Source organism: Virgibacillus litoralis, from assembly GCF_017873675.1.
GTDB lineage: Bacteria > Bacillota > Bacilli > Bacillales > Amphibacillaceae > Lentibacillus > Lentibacillus litoralis.
In genome coordinates this window covers 78,648-96,099 of the sequence record NZ_JAGGKK010000002.1, presented here as the reverse complement: position 1 = coordinate 96,099, position 17,452 = coordinate 78,648, and the positions used below count along the sequence as shown (strand labels likewise).

At 37.2% G+C, this 17,452-nt stretch carries 14 protein-coding genes, 1 other RNA gene and 1 other annotated feature; of the genes, 12 read left to right on the top strand and 3 right to left on the bottom strand.

The annotated features are described in order from the left end of the window. Nucleotides 1–44 precede the first annotated feature (44 nt). The 5 genes from J2Z82_RS02750 to dtd all read left to right on the top strand — a co-directional run bounded on the left by J2Z82_RS02750 (nucleotide 45) and on the right by dtd (nucleotide 6,147). The gene (locus tag J2Z82_RS02750; RefSeq protein ID WP_209479266.1) at nucleotides 45–365 is read left to right on the top strand and encodes a LapA family protein; all 321 of its coding nucleotides are present in this window, start codon (nucleotides 45–47) and stop codon (nucleotides 363–365) included. Nucleotides 366–422: 57 nt separating this feature from the next. Beyond that, on the top strand, nucleotides 423–2,753 hold the full coding sequence (gene recJ / locus J2Z82_RS02745) for a single-stranded-DNA-specific exonuclease RecJ (protein ID WP_209479265.1): 2,331 nt from the start codon (nucleotides 423–425) through the stop codon (nucleotides 2,751–2,753). Beyond that, nucleotides 2,743–3,255 carry an adenine phosphoribosyltransferase gene (locus J2Z82_RS02740; RefSeq protein ID WP_209479264.1) on the top strand — a complete coding sequence of 171 codons (513 nt, stop codon included), beginning with the start codon at nucleotides 2,743–2,745 and terminating at the stop codon, nucleotides 3,253–3,255. Before recJ ends, J2Z82_RS02740 begins: the two co-directional genes overlap by 11 nt. 180 nt (nucleotides 3,256–3,435) lie before the next feature. Further along, on the top strand, nucleotides 3,436–5,637 hold the full coding sequence (locus J2Z82_RS02735; RefSeq protein ID WP_209479263.1) for a RelA/SpoT family protein: 2,202 nt from the start codon (nucleotides 3,436–3,438) through the stop codon (nucleotides 5,635–5,637). A gap of 63 nt (nucleotides 5,638–5,700) precedes the next feature. Further along, entirely contained in the window at nucleotides 5,701–6,147 is a 447-nt protein-coding gene (gene dtd, locus J2Z82_RS02730) for a D-aminoacyl-tRNA deacylase (RefSeq protein ID WP_209479262.1), read from the top strand. Nucleotides 6,148–6,344: 197 nt separating this feature from the next. Here dtd and J2Z82_RS02725 read toward each other — a convergent pair whose 3' ends face one another. Next, nucleotides 6,345–7,400, bottom strand: a complete 1,056-nt coding sequence (locus tag J2Z82_RS02725) for an N-acetylmuramoyl-L-alanine amidase family protein (protein WP_209479261.1) — start codon at nucleotides 7,398–7,400, stop codon at nucleotides 6,345–6,347. A 93-nt stretch (nucleotides 7,401–7,493) separates the two neighbouring features. On the opposite strand from J2Z82_RS02725, the gene J2Z82_RS02720 reads away from it, so the two are divergent. The 4 genes from J2Z82_RS02720 to ssrS all read left to right on the top strand — a co-directional run bounded on the left by J2Z82_RS02720 (nucleotide 7,494) and on the right by ssrS (nucleotide 11,909). Next, on the top strand, nucleotides 7,494–7,667 hold the full coding sequence (locus J2Z82_RS02720) for a hypothetical protein (protein WP_209479260.1): 174 nt from the start codon (nucleotides 7,494–7,496) through the stop codon (nucleotides 7,665–7,667). A 65-nt stretch (nucleotides 7,668–7,732) separates the two neighbouring features. Next, nucleotides 7,733–7,956 (top strand) — a binding site (T-box leader). 588 nt (nucleotides 7,957–8,544) lie between these two features. Next, complete coding sequence (gene hisS / locus J2Z82_RS02715) at nucleotides 8,545–9,834, top strand: histidine--tRNA ligase (protein ID WP_209479259.1); 1,290 nt, start codon at nucleotides 8,545–8,547, stop codon at nucleotides 9,832–9,834. Continuing rightward, the gene (gene aspS, locus J2Z82_RS02710; protein ID WP_209479258.1) at nucleotides 9,827–11,593 is read left to right on the top strand and encodes an aspartate--tRNA ligase; all 1,767 of its coding nucleotides are present in this window, start codon (nucleotides 9,827–9,829) and stop codon (nucleotides 11,591–11,593) included. Before hisS ends, aspS begins: the two co-directional genes overlap by 8 nt. Before the next feature lie 132 nt (nucleotides 11,594–11,725). After that, nucleotides 11,726–11,909: non-coding RNA, 6S RNA (gene ssrS / locus J2Z82_RS02705), on the top strand. 242 nt (nucleotides 11,910–12,151) lie between these two features. Here the strand turns inward: ssrS and J2Z82_RS02700 are convergent. Together J2Z82_RS02700 and J2Z82_RS02695 are read right to left on the bottom strand one after the other, a co-directional pair. After that, on the bottom strand, nucleotides 12,152–12,802 hold the full coding sequence (locus J2Z82_RS02700) for an RsfA family transcriptional regulator (RefSeq protein ID WP_209479257.1): 651 nt from the start codon (nucleotides 12,800–12,802) through the stop codon (nucleotides 12,152–12,154). A 204-nt stretch (nucleotides 12,803–13,006) separates the two neighbouring features. Continuing rightward, nucleotides 13,007–14,275: a replication-associated recombination protein A gene (locus tag J2Z82_RS02695; protein ID WP_209479256.1), complete on the bottom strand. Its 1,269-nt coding sequence runs from the start codon at nucleotides 14,273–14,275 to the stop codon at nucleotides 13,007–13,009. A 301-nt stretch (nucleotides 14,276–14,576) separates the two neighbouring features. Between J2Z82_RS02695 and cymR the strand changes: the two genes are divergently transcribed. Genes cymR through mnmA form a run of 3 tightly spaced genes read left to right on the top strand, consistent with a single transcriptional unit; the run spans nucleotide 14,577 to nucleotide 17,306 of the window. Then, nucleotides 14,577–14,996, top strand: a complete 420-nt coding sequence (gene cymR, locus J2Z82_RS02690; RefSeq protein WP_209479255.1) for a cysteine metabolism transcriptional regulator CymR — start codon at nucleotides 14,577–14,579, stop codon at nucleotides 14,994–14,996. 39 nt (nucleotides 14,997–15,035) lie between these two features. Beyond that, on the top strand, nucleotides 15,036–16,181 hold the full coding sequence (locus tag J2Z82_RS02685) for a cysteine desulfurase family protein (RefSeq protein ID WP_209479254.1): 1,146 nt from the start codon (nucleotides 15,036–15,038) through the stop codon (nucleotides 16,179–16,181). A gap of 15 nt (nucleotides 16,182–16,196) precedes the next feature. Further along, nucleotides 16,197–17,306: a tRNA 2-thiouridine(34) synthase MnmA gene (mnmA, locus tag J2Z82_RS02680; protein WP_209479253.1), complete on the top strand. Its 1,110-nt coding sequence runs from the start codon at nucleotides 16,197–16,199 to the stop codon at nucleotides 17,304–17,306. Nucleotides 17,307–17,452: the final 146 nt, after the last annotated feature.

The window sequence follows — 17,452 nt, the reverse complement described above, 5'->3', positions numbered from 1 at the left end:
GGGTACTTTAGTAGAAGCATTGTTTTTAAAAGGAGGAATTGGAATTGAGAGGACAATCATATGTTATTCTAGCAATTATATTTGTTATTATTGTTGCAGTGTTTGCAGTAATAAATGTTGACCCGGTTGAAGTTAATTATTTATTTGGAAGTGGTGAGGCGCCATTAATACTAGTAATTCTGTTTTCAGTATTAATGGGTGGAATTATTACAGCTTCTGTTGGTTTAATTAAAATGATTCACTTGCAGCGTGAGCGGAAATATCTTCTGGCTGAGAATAATCAGTTAAAAGAATCAGTAGAGGAGGACCACACAACAGAAGTTGAAAACAAAGAAAATCCAGATGCGGAACAGAACAATCTATAAACGTTAATTGCGACCCTTGGCTCAGTCTAGTATAATGGATTAGTCAGGGGTGAATTTATGTTACAGAGTAAGACGAAATGGAAATTTCCAAGTGCGGACAATGAATTACTAGATTGGGATTCAAATCAAATATCTCCACTTATTAAAGAACTTTTAATACAGCGCGGAATTGCTTCGGAAAGAGATGCAAAAGAATTTTTGTCACCTGATTTAGAAAAATTATATAATCCACATGGCTTTTCAGATATATTAAAAGCAACGGAACGTTTACATAAAGCAATATCCAATAAAGAAAAAATTCTTATATTTGGTGATTATGATGCGGATGGCGTCAGTTCAACAACTGTTCTATTAACAACGTTGCAGGAACTTGGCGCGGACTGTGATTATTATATACCAAACCGATTCACAGAAGGTTATGGTCCAAATGAACAAGCTTTTAGAACTGCTTTTGACAATGGTTTTAGCTTAATCATAACAGTTGATACGGGAATAGCATCAACTCACGAGGCAACTGTTGCGAAACAACTTGGAATTGATTTAGTGATAACGGATCACCATGAACCACAAGAAAAATTACCCGAGGCGTTTGCGATTATTCACCCGAAGTGCTCACCTGATTATATGTTTAAAGAATTGGCTGGTGTAGGTGTGGCTTTTAAATTTGCTGAAAGCTTACTCGGTTATTTCCCAAAACATTTACTTGATTTAGTTGCTATAGGTACGATTGCTGATCTTGTCCCCTTATTAAGTGAAAATCGGATTTTGGCATCCTATGGTTTAAAAACGTTATCAGCGACTAATAGACCAGGGTTGATAGCTTTGAAAAAGGTATGCAATATCAACGGGGATGTCAGTGAAGAGGATGTTGGTTTCATGATTGGCCCAAGGCTTAATGCGGTCGGCAGATTACAAGATGCGAATCTTGCTGTACAGCTCCTTATGTCTGATGATCAGGATGAAGCAGAACACATAGCAGAAATGGTACAATCCATTAATCAGGAACGTCAAAAAATAGTTAGTGATATTGTAAAAGAAGCAGATCAAATGGTAGGCTCGCTTGAGGAACAAGGAGTGATTGTTGTAGCAAAAGAAGGCTGGAATCAAGGTGTGCTGGGGATTGTCGCCTCAAATCTTGTCCGAAAATATGACAGACCAGCAATCGTGCTGACAATTCTGCCAGAAAAAGAACAAGTAAAAGGTTCTGCCAGAAGTATCCCTGCATTTGATTTATTTTCCAACTGTATGAACATCAGAGACACGTTCACTCACTTCGGTGGGCATTCACAGGCAGCAGGTATGACCTTACCATTAGAGAATCTTCAGTTACTGCAAACAGAACTAAACAAAATCATTAATCAGCAGCTTTCCAAAGAAGACTTTTCTCAGGAAATTGAGGTAAGTAAAACAATTGCCATTCCAGAAATAAATGAAGAGCTGGTGAATGAAATTACCCGACTGGCGCCATTTGGTATGGCTAATCCAAAACCGATATTTCATTTGAATGATATCCCATCTGATATACGGCAGATTGGGAATTTGAAAAAACACTTAAAAATGCAATTTAAGCGTGAAAATCAGCTGCTTGATGGAATAGGGTTTAGCTTAGGTGGTTTATATCACCATATTTCTCCACAAACACCATTATCAGTTGTAGGCGAGTTGGGTATTAATGAGTGGAATGGTAATAAAAAGGTTCAAATAGTTATTCGGGATATGAAAATTGAAGAGAGACAAGTCTTTGATCATCGAGGAAAAAAACGTTTTGATATCACGCCTTATGTTAATAATAATACTAGTCATTTAGCAGTACATAATACGCTCCTGAATGAAAGTGGCATTGTTCCTGATGAGGTGACTTGTATTAAGTATGATGCAGACATTAGCCTGCTAGATGAAGTCAATACACTTTACCTTTTTGAAATGCCGACAAATCTGAATTCTCTTCAGGACTTGGTATGTAAAACAAATCCGTCAAATATTCATGTATGTTTTCAATTGGAAGATAGTGTGTTTATGAAGGCATTTCCTTCACGCGAGGATTTTAAATGGCTATATGCTTTTGTAGCTAAACGAAAACAAGTCAATTTGCAAAAAGAACTGCCGATGATCATGGATGCAAAAGCATGGACGAAGGATAGAATCTTATTTATGTCCAACGTGTTTTTTGAATTAGAATTTGTTAAAATAGAGAATGGTATCATTCAATTAAATGCAAATCCTATGAAGAAGGATTTATCAGATTCACCATCATATCAAGAACGGCTGAATCAGGCTGAGGTTGAAAAGATTCTATACTATTCAACCTATGAAGATTTAAGAATGTGGTTTTCAAATTGCATAAAAGATGGGGAAATGCCCAAGGAGGAAGTAACACATGGACTATAAAAAATACATTAAAATCGTTCAGGATTGGCCGAAAGAAGGGGTCCAGTTTAAGGATATTACACCACTTATGGATGATGGAAAAGCATTTAAATCAGCTGTAGATGAGATAGTTGAATTTGCTAGACAAAAAAATATTGACCTTGTGGTGGGACCAGAAGCACGTGGTTTTATAATTGGATGCCCAGTGTCTTATGCATTGGAAACCGGTTTTGCTCCAGTTAGAAAAGAAGGGAAATTGCCAAGAGAAGTTATAAAGGTTGATTATGGACTGGAATATGGCAAAAATGTTTTGACCATTCATAAAGATGCAATCAAGCCAGGTCAGCGCGTATTAATTACGGATGATTTACTTGCAACAGGTGGTACAATAGAAGCAACAATCAAATTAGTAGAAGATTTAGGCGGAATTGTAGTAGGCTGTGCATTTCTAATTGAACTTTCCTACCTTAATGGACTGGAGAAACTTAAAGGCTATGATGTATTAACATTAATGAACTATTAATATTCTTTCAAAATGTTTTAGGTCTGATTGAACTTAAGTACTGTTCGTCAGACCTGTTATTATCTTTTATTTTAAGAAATAACAATTATTCCAATGATATTAACGGTTTTTCCTTTACATTTACACAAAATTTTTCGATACTATTAGAAAGTATTCTCTAACGCGAATTTAGGTGATTATATGGCAAAAGAAGAAATATTGACAATTGAAGATGTAATCAATGAGGCTCGCCGGTATCTTACTGAAGAGGATGCTCTGTTCCTTCGTCGTGCATATGAATTTGCAGAAGATGCACACAAGGAGCAATATCGAAAATCTGGTGAGCCTTACATTATACACCCAGTTCAGGTGGCTGGAATTTTAGTTGAACTAGAAATGGATCCAGAGACAATTGCTGGTGGTTTTTTACATGATGTATTAGAGGATACAGACATTACACTTGAAGAAATGAAAAAACACTTTAGTACTGAAGTTGTAATGCTTGTTGATGGTGTTACCAAACTTGGTAAAATTAAATATAAATCAAAAGAAGCTCTGCAAGCAGAAAACCATCGAAAAATGTTTGTGGCGATGGCCAAGGACATTCGTGTAATTCTAATTAAACTTGCTGATCGATTGCATAACATGCGGACACTTAAACATTTACCTCCTGAAAAACAACGGAGAATTTCAAATGAAACATTGGAGATATTTGCACCTTTAGCGCATCGTTTAGGTATTTCTACCATCAAATGGGAGTTGGAAGATACAGCCTTACGTTATTTAAATCCACAGCAATACTATCGAATTGTTCAGTTGATGAAACAAAAACGTGATCAGCGCGAAACATATATAGATGATGTTATGAATGAGGTTACAAGCCAACTGAAAGATGTAAATATTGAGGCAGATATATCAGGAAGACCAAAGCATTTATATAGTATATATACCAAAATGGTTAAACAAAACAAGCAATTTAACGAAATATATGATTTATTAGCAGTACGTATAATTGTTGATAGTATTAAAGATTGTTATGCAGTCTTAGGAATTATTCATACATGCTGGAAACCAATGCCTGGAAGATTCAAGGATTATATTGCAATGCCAAAGCCAAATTTATATCAGTCATTGCATACAACCGTAATTGGACCAAAAGGCGATCCGCTTGAGGTACAAATTCGTACGAAAGAGATGCATGAAATAGCTGAATTTGGTATTGCTGCTCACTGGGCATATAAAGAAGGACGTCAATTGGCACGTGATAAGAAGTCATTTGAAGAAAAGCTGACTTGGTTTAGGGAAATACTTGAATGGCAAAATGAAACGCATGATGCAGAAGAATTTATGGAATCTCTTAAGGTCGATTTATTCTCTGACATGGTTTATGTATTCACTCCAAAAGGAGACGTCATAGAGCTGCCATCAGGCTCCGTACCACTTGACTTCGCATATAAAGTTCATACCGAAATAGGCAATCAGACGATTGGTTCTAAAATAAACGGAAAAATGGAACCACTCGACTATGAACTTAAAAATGGGGATATTATCGAGGTAATGACTTCCAAGCACTCTTATGGACCATCACAAGATTGGTTAAATATTACACAGACATCTCAAGCGAAAAACAAGATTAAGCAGTTCTTTAAGAAACAGCGACGAGATGAAAATATAAGTAAGGGTAAAGAGGCTGTTGATAAGGAAATACGTGCACTGGGAATAGATCCAAAAGAAGCACTAACTCAAGAAAATTTAAAACGTGTTTATGAACGATTTAATTTTATAAATGAAGATGAAATGTATGCTGCTGTAGGTTACCAGGGAATCACAGCTGCACTAATAGCTACTCGTCTAACAGAAAAGATTAGACGGACAAAATTAAAAGAACAAAACTTAGAAGAGACGCTTGAAGAAGTAAAGAATGAAGCACCAAATAAAAAAGTGCAAAAGCGTGATTCAGGTGTTCAGGTGGAAGGTGTCGATAATTTACTAGTACGGTTATCGAAATGCTGTAACCCGGTTCCTGGTGATAATATTATTGGATATATTACAAAGGGGAGAGGGGTATCTGTTCATCGTTCAGATTGTCCTAATGTCCAAACAGAAGAGGCAAAGCAGCGTTATCTCCACGTTGAATGGGAAGGATCACAAACAGATAAAAAACAGTATCATGTGGACCTGGAAATATCAGGATATGATCGTCGAGGATTGTTGAATGAAGTATTACAAGCGGTAAATGAAACGAAAACGAATATAACACAAGTAAATGGTCGATCCGATCGAAATAAAATGGCTGTAATTCATATAACAATTCTAATTCATAATACAAATCATCTAAGAAGAATTGTGGAACGGATAAAGCAAATAAAAGATGTTTATACAGTAACAAGAACAATACAATAGTTTTTTCGTTAAGATCCCCGTAGTTTACAAAAGCTTCGTGATAAGAAAAAGGAGTATGAATTTATGAAAGCAGTCATCCAACGTGCAAATAACGCCAGTGTTTCCGTAGCAGAAGATGTAATCGGGGAAATTGATAATGGGTTTGTTGTTCTACTTGGTGTAACACATGAGGATACGGAAGAGGATGCTGTCTATCTAGTGAACAAACTTGTAAATCTTCGTGTTTTTGAGGATGAAAATGAAAAGATGAATCTTTCATTAAAAGATGTATCTGGTCAGGTACTGTCTATTTCACAATTCACATTATTTGCTGACACCCGAAAAGGCAGGCGGCCAAATTTTCTTCATGCAGCAAAACCGGATCACGCGAATAAATTATATCAGCATTTCAACCAACTAGTTCAGCAACAGGGAGTTCGTGTTGAGACAGGTGAGTTTGGTGAAATGATGAACATAAAACTAACGAATCAAGGCCCGGTCACAGTTATTTTGGATAGCAAGGACAAATAGTTAGAATGAATTGCATTAAGGTAAAGCAGTTCAATTTTGGGATGCAAAAACGCAATTTGCATCTTTTAATTGAACTGCTTTTTATTGTCTAGGAAACACGACAGCCCATATTTGGCAGAAATGTCCCTAGTTTACTTTGGTCTATGTAAACAAGGGGCCTCATGTTTCCGCAAGATACTATTAAGCGTACGGGTTTCCTAATTGTTTTTAAAATATTTGTTCAATCCGTTTACAATCCCTGTGACCAACTTTTTTTGGTATGCATTAGTTTGAAGAAGTTGTTCTTTTTCCGGGTTGGAAATGAATCCTAATTCAACAAGTATAGAGGGTTTGAAATTTTGCCTGATAACGTGAAAGTCCCCGAATGTGGCGCCACGGTTTCTTGCACCGGTTTCTTTTGCTATTCCCTGAAGAACATCCTTCGCTATCTTTTGATTTTGATCATGATAATAATATGCTCCGATCCCTGTTACATTAGGCATTTCAGGAAAACTGTTGTAATGAATACTTATAAAAGCATCTGTATCGAGAATGTTGGGAAGGCTTGTCCTGCTGCCTAATGAAATGAATTCATCATTTTTTCTTGTTAAGACTACGTTCGCCCCAAGCGCAGTAAGTTCCTGTTTAAGTTCCTGTGTTGTTTTAAATGCAAAATCTTTTTCATGTGTTCCGTTCGCGCCAATTGCCCCTACATCTCTTCCACCATGACCTGCGTCGATAACAATCGTTTTGTTTTTCATGCCGCTAAAAGATGTTGTATCTTCTTTTTCGACCAGTTGTTTTAAAACATAGCCTGTGTAATTATCGTTTGTAACTTCGTACCATTCATCATTCTGGGAAAGTACCTTTAATTTAGTACCTTTATTGGCAAACTCGGTGATTTCAAAACTAGTTGAAGGGCCATCACGTAACTGGGTATTATCATGCTGAATTGTAATTATTTTCTCAGTGGTTGATTCCATATTGCTTTCACTGGTATCATCAGAATCCGTATTGCCTGGCATGCTTATATACTCGTTAGTAACCCAGCCAGTACCTTGAGTCAGCTGAATTTCTACCCACCCATCTTGTTGCTGTAAGATTGGATAAACTTCATCAGTATGTACTTGACCGATCTTCTCGAAGTTGGTGCCAGGTCCTGTTCTGACGTTTAGATTATCTGTATTAATTACTGCTTCGTTGGCACTTACTAATGTCGCGAAGGCCAGAAACAATATGCTAAAGAATAACAATGTTGTTTTCTTTATATGCAATGAAGTTCCTCCTTAAAATAATATCTTAACTCTATTTTAATAAAAAGTTTGTATTTAGGCAAAACTAGAGTTAAATAGGGAGGGATTTTAGTTATGCGATTTCAAGAAAAACATTGGAATTCAAACATGAGCAAGGACATTTATGGAGCCAATTTCCATCGGTTCATAGAAGTTGAAGATCAATATAATCATATGGAAATAGCAGAGGAGTTAGGTATCACTCTTGGTGAAGTTAAAAAGTTAAAGAAAAAAATAACTCGTACTTGACAATGTGTTAGGGAAACATTAATATAATAGTCATTCATAATTAATTAATTTAATGATAGATGTATAAATAGCCAGTGATGGAAAAAGTAATGAGAAGTATGTGAAAAGAGAGAAAATGTCATAGGCTGAGAACATTTTCACATGATGCTCTGATGAAAGACATTCCTTAGGCTCTATATCGAATACATAGTAAGTAGATATAGACGTTTTGCAGGCGTTAACTGTGAAGAGCGGGTGCTTTAAAGAGCATCAACTAGGGTGGCAACGCGGGTTAACTCTCGTCCCTTATTTTTATAAGGGTCGGGAGTTTTTTATATTTTTTTAAAGTAACGCTCTTTTCACCTGCGCAGTTGATATATACTGCGAACCAACTAAGGAAGTCCTATTGAAAGCATTTTGTGAGGCTTCCTAACGACGCAGCTGGAATATACTCGCGCACCTAGGGCTCACCACGAGCCTTCGACGCATAGGAGGTGCTAGTGCAGATGTTGCCACAGGACGTGGCGTACTTAGTCTGCCTCGCTCGCAAAAAACGCTCCCTGTGGGGTCTCTTAGGCTCGCTGTCCCACAGGAGTCTCGCATATTCCAACTGCTAGTTAAGTGGTATAAAATCTTGTTTTTTTAAGTTCTAGTGAGCAATACCCAGCGTAGGAAATACACGGAGACTCCTGTGGGGGCTGAGGCCTAGATGAGACTACGCAGCGACGTAGGAGCAAGGAGGCTCATCAGCCGCCCACGGAAAGCGAAGTGTATTTCCGTAGCGATTTTATTGCACCCAACTAGTTCGTAGTTTATATCAACTACGATATGATTTCATTACTTTAATAAAGCAACAATCTTTTAGAAATCAGCCAAAAATAATGAGGGGGTATTACAGATGAATATGAAAGCTCCACGAGGTACAGTAGATATTTTACCGCAAGAGGCAAAGAAATGGCAGTTGGTTGAAGATAAATTAAAAGATGTGTGTGGCAGGTTTCATTTTGATGAAATACGTACACCACTTTTTGAGCATACAGAATTATTCCAGCGAGGTGTAGGTGATTCAACCGATATTGTTCAAAAAGAAATGTATACATTTGAGGATCGTGGAGGTAGAAGTCTGACACTACGTCCAGAAGGTACTGCTTCGGTTGCCCGGTCATTTGTTGAGAATAAAATGTTTGGTAACCCAAGCCAGCCAGTTAAACTTTATTATTTTGCTCAAATGTTTCGTTATGAACGACCACAGAAGGGAAGAATGCGTCAATTAAACCAATTTGGTGTGGAAGTATTGGGAAGCGCTGATCCAGCAGTAGATGCTGAAGTTATTGATTTGGCAATGACGTGTTATAAGGAGTTAGGATTAACATCATTGAAATTAGTTATTAACTCATTAGGTGATAATGAAAGCCGGACTAATCACCGCCAGGCTTTGGTGGATCACTTTTCACCACATAAGGATGAGCTTTGCCATGATTGTCAAATTCGATTAGACCAAAACCCATTACGAATTCTGGATTGTAAAACGGATCGTGATCATCCAGCAATGCAGAATGCACCATCGATATTAGATTATTTAAATGAAGAATCAAGAAGTTACTTCAATCAGGTTCAGAACTATTTAACAAGGATGGGAATTGAGTACGAGGTCGATAAAAACTTAGTACGTGGACTTGATTATTATAACCATACAGCTTTTGAGATTATGAGCGAAGCTGATGGATTCGGTGCTATTGCAACGTTGGCAGGTGGCGGAAGATATAATGGTCTAATTGAAGAGTTAGGAGGACCAAGTACACCGGGAATTGGTTTTGGTATGGGAATGGAGCGACTATTAATGGCTCTTGATGCTGAAAGTAAAGAGATGTCAATTGATGATCAGTTGGATTGTTTCGTGGTTGCTGTAGGAGACGAAGCTGAAAAAGAAGCGGTTCATCTATTACATGAATTACGTAAGGATGGTATCCAGGCTGACAAAGACTATCAAGGTCGAAAAATGAAAGCCCAATTTAAAGCAGCAGATCGTTTTAAAGCAAAATATGTGTTGATACTCGGAGAAGATGAAATACAAAGAGAAATAGTCAACGTTAAAGAATTGGAAACAGGCGAACAGTTGGAAGTACCTTTATCACAACTAGTTAAAAAGATGCATGAAAAGCTTCTGGGAGGAATAGAAAATGAGTGAACGAATATTAGCTGGAACACTACGTGAAAAGGATATTGATCAACTAGTATTATTAAAAGGTTGGGTACAAAAACGCCGGGATTTAGGTGGATTAATTTTTATTGATTTACGCGATAAATCTGGTGTTGTACAAGTAGTTTTTAATCCGGCTAATTCCAGGGAAGCTTTGGGTATTGCCGAGACAGTTAGAAGTGAATATGTCATTCAAGTTGAAGGAAAAGTGGTTATTCGCGATGAAGGTACAGTCAACCCAGTGATGGGTACAGGGAAGATTGAAGTGATGGCAACAAATATTAACATTTTGAATAAAGCAAAGACCCCACCATTTCTTATCGAAAATGAGTCTGATGTATCGGAAGACCTTCGTTTAAAATATCGCTATTTGGACTTACGCAGAAGTGCTTTACAGGATACTTTTAAATTACGTCATCAAACAACACAGGTTGTCCGTAATTTTTTAAATGATGACGGATTTCTTGAAATGGAAACACCAATCTTAACCAAGAGTACCCCGGAAGGCGCGAGGGACTATTTAGTGCCTAGTCGTGTGCATAATGGTGAGTTTTATGCATTGCCACAGTCACCTCAGCTTTTCAAACAATTGATAATGATTGGTGGATTCGAGAAATATTATCAAATTGCTCGTTGTTTTCGTGATGAAGACTTACGGGCTGACCGTCAACCAGAATTCACACAAATTGATATTGAAACATCTTTTATGACTAGTGATGAAATAATGGCAATGACTGAGAAAATGATGAAAAACGTGATGAAGGATGTTAAAAATATCGACATCTCGTTGCCATTGCAACGGTTGCCGTATGATGAAGCGATGGAACGTTATGGATCAGATAAACCAGATACGAGGTTTGACATGGAGTTAATCCATGTAACAGATATTCTTGCTGATTCTAGTTTTAAAGTGTTTCAAAGTGCAATTGAATCAGGTGGGAAAGTTTGCTTGTTAAATGTAAAAGGACAGGCAGCTAATTACTCACGAAAAGATATTGATAAGCTAACTGATTTTGTGAAAGTTTATGGTGCCAAAGGTTTGGCATGGCTTAAGGTAGAAGGTGATGAATTAAAAGGGCCAATTGCTAAATTTCTAACCGATGAAGAAAAGACAGGCCTAGTTAATCAAGCAAGCGCTGATGATGGTGATTTATTATTGTTTGGTTCAGATAAAACTTCGGTAGTCTATGACAGTTTGGGAGCTTTAAGACTGAAACTCGGAAAAGAATTGCAGCTTATTGATAAGAGTAAGTTTAATTTCCTTTGGGTAACTGATTGGCCGTTATTGGAATATGATGAAGGTCTGGAGCGTTATTGTGCTGCTCATCATCCATTTACAATGCCTGTCGAGGAGGATCTTGATAAACTAGTTACAGATCCTGGAAGTACTCGGGCAAATGCATATGATCTTGTATTAAACGGGTATGAATTAGGTGGAGGATCTTTGCGCATCCATAAGAAGGAACAACAAGATAAGATGTTTGAAGTATTAGGATTCACGAAAGAAGAAGCATCTGAACAGTTTGGGTTTTTACTTGAAGCATTAGAATATGGTGCACCACCTCACGGGGGTATTGCGTTAGGGCTGGACAGGATTGTTATGCTATTAGCTGGAAGGTCAAACCTCAGGGATACAATATTATTTCCTAAGACTGCTTCAGCATCGGATTTACTAACTGATGCACCAGATGAAGTAAGTGAAGGACAACTAGATGAACTGTCTATTCAAGTTAAAAAGAAATTATGACTTAATTTGAAAATTGTAGTAAAGATGTAACAAGTGTAATAAATTCTTCATATTAATGAATATTGAAAATAGTATTTCTGTATGGTAAAATAATTTTACAATCAACAAATTAAACAATTCATAAATTAAATATCAATCCTGATGTGTACGTCTTGTATAAATGTTTTGACCGAACATCTATATAATTGGGAGCTTGTATCGTTTCCATGTTGCATGCATGCCTCTCTTCCGAGGACGCATAAAAGATATGGAACAGAGCACCCACCTGCTGAAAGCGGGATCAAAACTAGAAAAAGACGGCACGATTGGGATTGATAGAATACATATTAGAAAACATGACAATATCGTTAAAGGGGTTCTATGAAAGCCGAAAAGCTTTCGCAGAACCCCTATTACTTTGGAGTGCAAGCTCTAACTGCGAACAAAAAAGTCGCATGGAATTCTTACTAGAATTCTTTGCGACTTTTTTAGCAGTTAAAAAAGTATAAATCCTTTCTTACTGCATAAGTGCAACTAAGGCACTCGACATTAAGGCTTGGCGTATGCCAAGTTTTCTAATTATTGGTTTGATCCATTTGCAACCTGTTGAAGGTTACCATTCTTGTCCATTCTGAATGCAGGTGATTGTATAGACCCTTGGTCATCCAAAACAGTCATTTTTCTAGCCCGATCCATAATTTGCATAAAAACTTGATAGTCTTCCTGTACTGTTGCAAATTGTTTCTCAGTACTTTCCAATTTCTTTTCTAGATTACTTACATGCTCTTTTAACATAGTGTTCTCTTTTTGCATTTGTTCTAATGATAGTTTTGATTGATTGGAAGCATAGTAATCTCTTTTGACTTGTTTTAAGTAACGAATCACTGTATCCATTGTGATTGATGGCTCTTCCATTGTTGGTGATGGTAATTCTTCGTCGGTATTTTGGATAATAGGTTCTACCGACTGACTTACCTTGGTAGTTTTTACTGCATTTGCACGCTTTTTTTCCTTTCGTTGCCGCTTTGCAAGATCAATAGCATTATCATATTTTTCTCTTACTTCGGCATTCCAGCGAAATCCGCAAGCAGCGGATGTACGATTTAATTTATCGCCTACCTCTTCAAACGCATTTAGCTGAGTACTTCCTTCTCTGATATGACGCAAAACTGTTTCTGCCAACAAAAGGTCATCCTCATGTGACCAGGCATCTTGTCTAACTTTAACCAATTTGTTCAACTCCTTTTTCAATAACAGCCGTTATAAATTACATAGATTATTATCTTTATTGTCTATTGTGACCGATTGAAAAAGGAATTATACTTCTATTATCCATATTATCTAGTATTATTTTTGGCAGTAAAGAAAAGTATAAATACTTTCTTGCTGGATAAGCACAACAAAAGCTTATCGACTGTTGATATGTCAGGTTTTCTAATCAGATTGAATTTTTTCATATACTTGCATTAAAGCCTGTTCAAACTTACCGGTATCTTTAGGCTGATAGTAATCTTTGTTTTTTATAGAATCAGGTAAATATTGTTGCTTGACCCAGCCCTTTTCATAATTGTGCGGATATTTATAATCCATCCCTCGTCCCATCTTCTTAGCGCCTTGATAATGTGAGTCTTTTAAATGTGCAGGGATATCACCACTTTTACCACTTCGTATATCTGCAAGAGCCTTGTCAAGCGCTACATATGCAGTGTTTGATTTAGGAGACAAAGCAAGCTCTACTATTGCAACTGATAATGGTATCCGAGCCTCTGGAAATCCTAATCTTTCAGCTGCCTGTACTGCTGCAATCGCACGTGGACCTGCCTGTGGATTTGCTAGTCCGATATCTTCATACGCACATACAATCATACGCCGTGCAATACTTTCAAGATCACCCGCTTCAATCAATCTCCCCAAATAGTGAAGTGCTGCATTCGCATCACTGCCGCGTATTGATTTTTGGAATGCAGATAATACATCATAATGCGCATCACCATCCTTGTCGTGAGAGAAGCTTTTCTTTTGCATACACTCTTCAGCAATATTAAGTGTAATAGAAATCTGCCCCTCATTATTTTCGGGAGTAGATGACACAGCTAACTCTAGTCCATTTAATGCAGAGCGCATATCACCATTTGCAGCAAAAGAAAAATGCTCCAATGCTTCATCCGTTACGATAATTGATTGAGAACCTAATCCATTTGTCTCATCTTTAACAGCTCTTTGGATTGCTATTTTCATATCCTCTACTGTTAAAGGATGTAATTCAAATAAATGACATCTGCTTCTAATAGCAGGATTAATAGAATGATAAGGGTTGCTAGTTGTGCAGCCGATTAGTGTTACAATATTGCTTTCGATGTGTGGAAGCAGAAAGTCCTGTTTTGCTTTATCGAGCCTATGTACTTCATCAAGTACTAATACGACGTGCCCAGTCATTTTAGCCTCTTCAACAACGATTTCCATATCTTTTTTCTTGTCAACAACTGCATTTAGCATCTTAACAGGCAAATTCAGGCTTTTTGCGAGTGCTACTGCCATCGATGTCTTTCCTGTTCCAGGCGGCCCGAATAAGATCATGGATGCTAACTGATCAGCCTGAATCATTCTGTTTAATATTTTTCCATCGCCAACAAGATGTTCCTGTCCAATAATTTCATGTATATGAGTAGGTCTCATTCGATAAGCAAGTGGTTTATGTTTCATTTTAATCGTCCTTTTTATAGAATAATTGGTCGTGTATAAAAGCGTAATTCCAATTGTGTTAAAATGCAAGAATCATACTATTCATGCTATAATATCATGTATTACAAATTATAATTAATCAATAATATAAATTAATAGCTTTTTCGGCAGATAAGAAAGTAGTTAGACTTGGCGAAAAGCCAAGTTTTCTAAGCAGTTAAGAAAGTATAAATCCTTTCTTACTGCATAAGTGCAACTAAGGCACTTGCCATTAAGGCTTGGCGTATGCCAAGTTTTCTAAGAAAGAATTTGAGGTGTTAAAATGAAAATTTCAACAAAAGGACGTTATGGTCTGACAATTATGATTGAGCTTGCACGTAAGCACGGGGAAGGTCCGACTTCACTAAAAGCAATTGCACGTGAAAAGGAATTATCTGAACATTATTTGGAACAATTGGCATCACCGCTTAGAAATGCTGGTTTAATCAAGAGTATCCGCGGAGCATATGGTGGATATATTTTGGCAAAGGAACCTAGTGAAATAAATGCTGGTGACATTATTCGTGTTCTGGAAGGTCCAATATCACCGGTAGAAGGAATAGAAGATGAAGAACCAGCAAAGCAGGCGCTATGGATACGGATCAGGGATGCAGTTAAAGATGTACTGGACACAACGACATTAGAAGACTTAAAACATCATCAGGATGATCATCAACAAGATGCTTATATGTTTTATATTTAAAGGCGCAGTTAGTTTAAAGATAGGAAGGGTTTGTAAAATATGAAAGATATTTACATGGATCATGCTGCAACAACACCAATGGACAAACAAGTTGTCAGTGCGATGAATCCTGTATTTGAAGATATTTTTGGTAATCCATCAAGTGTCCATTCGTTTGGCAGAAAAGCAAGAAAGTACCTTGATGAAGCAAGACGTACAATGGCCAAAAGTATTCATGCAAATGAAAAAGAAATTATTATAACTAGCGGAGGAACTGAAGCAGATAACCTAGCGCTGATTGGTACCGCTATTGCTAATAAAGATAGAGGACGTCATATCATAACAACTGTTCAGGAACATCATGCAACACTTCATACCGCAGAACACCTTGAAAAACAAGGGTTTCAGGTAACATATTTACCGGTCGATGAAAATGGGTTAATATCTGTTGATGACTTAAAAAATGCTTTAACAGACGAAACAATTTTAGTTTCTATTATGTATGTAAATAATGAAACAGGAATGATTCAGCCTATTCAGGAAATCGGTAATTTATTAAAAGACTACCAGAAGACTTATTTTCATACAGATGCAGTACAGGCTTATGGGTTATTGGATATTGATGTTAGAGAAAATGGTATTGATATGCTGACAGTTTCATCCCATAAAATAAATGGTCCTAAAGGTATTGGCTTTTTATATGCCGCAAATGATGTGAAAATAGATGCCCTTCAATTTGGAGGGGAACAAGAACGAAAACGCCGGCCCGGAACAGAGAATGTTGCTGGTGCAGTTGGTTTTCAAAAAGCAGTAGAGCTTGTGATCAATAATAAAACGGAAAGAAATATATCCTATCAGGGTTTTAAGGATCAATTTATTTCACATTTATCTAACAATGGGATCAACTTTACGATAAATGGTGACGAGAAAAAAGCTATTGCATCGATTGTAAATGTTAGTTTCCCTGGTACAAATGTGGAGTCGCTCCTAACAAATTTTGATTTAGATGGTATTGCTGCTTCAAGCGGGAGTGCATGTACGGCTGGTTCTATTGAGCCATCCCATGTCCTATCGGCGATGTATGGCGAGAATGATGAACGGACTACCAATTCAATCCGCTTTAGTTTTGGTATTTTTAATACAACCGAGAATATAGAGGAAGCTGCAAAGAGAGTAGTTAAAATTGTTAAACGATTATCAGCGTAGAAGGTGGTGAAAGTAATGAGTAGCAATAAAGATATAAGAGTAGTTGTTGGAATGAGTGGAGGTGTTGATTCTTCCGTAGCCGCATTACTGCTGAAGGAGCAAGGATATGATGTTGTTGGTATCTTCATGAAAAATTGGGATGATACTGATGAAAATGGTGTTTGTACTGCAACAGACGACTATGATGATGTAGTTAGGGTTTGTAATCAACTGGATATTCCTTACTTTGCTGTGAATTTTGAAAAGCAATATTGGGATAAAGTATTTACTTACTTTTTGGATGAATATAAAGCAGGAAGAACCCCAAATCCTGACGTAATGTGCAATAAAGAAATTAAGTTTAAAGCATTCCTTGAGCATGCTACATCTTTAGGTGCAGACTATCTGGCAACAGGTCATTATGCACAAGTAAGAAATACAGATGGTGAATACGAGATGTTGCGTGGAGTTGATGATAATAAGGATCAGACATACTTCTTGAATCAATTGACAGAGGACGTATTAGCTAAAGTTATGTTTCCTTTGGGGCATATGAATAAGAAAGAGGTACGTGAGATTGCCATGGAGCATGATCTTGTTACGGCAACCAAGAAAGACAGTACTGGTATTTGCTTCATTGGCGAGCGAAACTTCAAAGAGTTCTTAAGTGAGTATTTACCTGCACAACCTGGTCTGATGAAGACGTTAACGGGTGTTGAAAAGGGAAAGCATGATGGTCTTATGTATTACACAATCGGCCAGCGGCAAGGTCTAGGTATAGGTGGTTCAGGTGACCCGTGGTTCGTTGTCGGGAAAAACCTGGAAAAAAATGTTTTATATGTGGAACAAGGCTTTGATAATGAAAAATTATATTCAGATGGATTGATAGCGTCTGATGTAAACTGGATCAAAAACCTTAGAGAGAATTCAATCACATGTACAGCTAAGTTCCGATATCGCCAAAAAGATAGTGCGGTTACAGTTCACAAATTGGATGATAATCAAGTACATGTTGAATTTCATGAAAAGCAACGAGCCATTACACCCGGGCAGGCAGTTGTATTTTATGATGGAGAGGTATGTTTAGGTGGAGGTACGATTGATGAAGTTATAAAAGATGAAACGTATTTGGACTATGTAGGGTAATTTAGAGGGATCATGTAGATGGTCCCATCTATTTTAGCAGTTAAGAAAGTATAAATTCCTTCTTACTGCATAAGTGCAACTAAGGCACTCGCCATTAAGGCTTGGCGAATGCCAAGTTTTCTAATTTTTTTGTTACTGAAAAAGCA

What these genes read in the sequence shown, in the direction of transcription:
- recJ (WP_209479265.1), top strand. Translation starts at nt 423, where the DNA reads ATGTTACAGAGTAAGACGAAATGGAAATTTCCAAGTGCGGACAATGAA.
- J2Z82_RS02740 (WP_209479264.1), top strand. Translation starts at nt 2,743, where the DNA reads ATGGACTATAAAAAATACATTAAAATCGTTCAGGATTGGCCGAAAGAA.
- J2Z82_RS02735 (WP_209479263.1), top strand. Translation starts at nt 3,436, where the DNA reads ATGGCAAAAGAAGAAATATTGACAATTGAAGATGTAATCAATGAGGCT.
- dtd (WP_209479262.1), top strand. Translation starts at nt 5,701, where the DNA reads ATGAAAGCAGTCATCCAACGTGCAAATAACGCCAGTGTTTCCGTAGCA.
- J2Z82_RS02720 (WP_209479260.1), top strand. Translation starts at nt 7,494, where the DNA reads ATGCGATTTCAAGAAAAACATTGGAATTCAAACATGAGCAAGGACATT.
- hisS (WP_209479259.1), top strand. Translation starts at nt 8,545, where the DNA reads ATGAATATGAAAGCTCCACGAGGTACAGTAGATATTTTACCGCAAGAG.
- aspS (WP_209479258.1), top strand. Translation starts at nt 9,827, where the DNA reads ATGAGTGAACGAATATTAGCTGGAACACTACGTGAAAAGGATATTGAT.
- J2Z82_RS02695 (WP_209479256.1), bottom strand. Translation starts at nt 14,275, where the DNA reads ATGAAACATAAACCACTTGCTTATCGAATGAGACCTACTCATATACAT.
- cymR (WP_209479255.1), top strand. Translation starts at nt 14,577, where the DNA reads ATGAAAATTTCAACAAAAGGACGTTATGGTCTGACAATTATGATTGAG.
- J2Z82_RS02685 (WP_209479254.1), top strand. Translation starts at nt 15,036, where the DNA reads ATGAAAGATATTTACATGGATCATGCTGCAACAACACCAATGGACAAA.
- mnmA (WP_209479253.1), top strand. Translation starts at nt 16,197, where the DNA reads ATGAGTAGCAATAAAGATATAAGAGTAGTTGTTGGAATGAGTGGAGGT.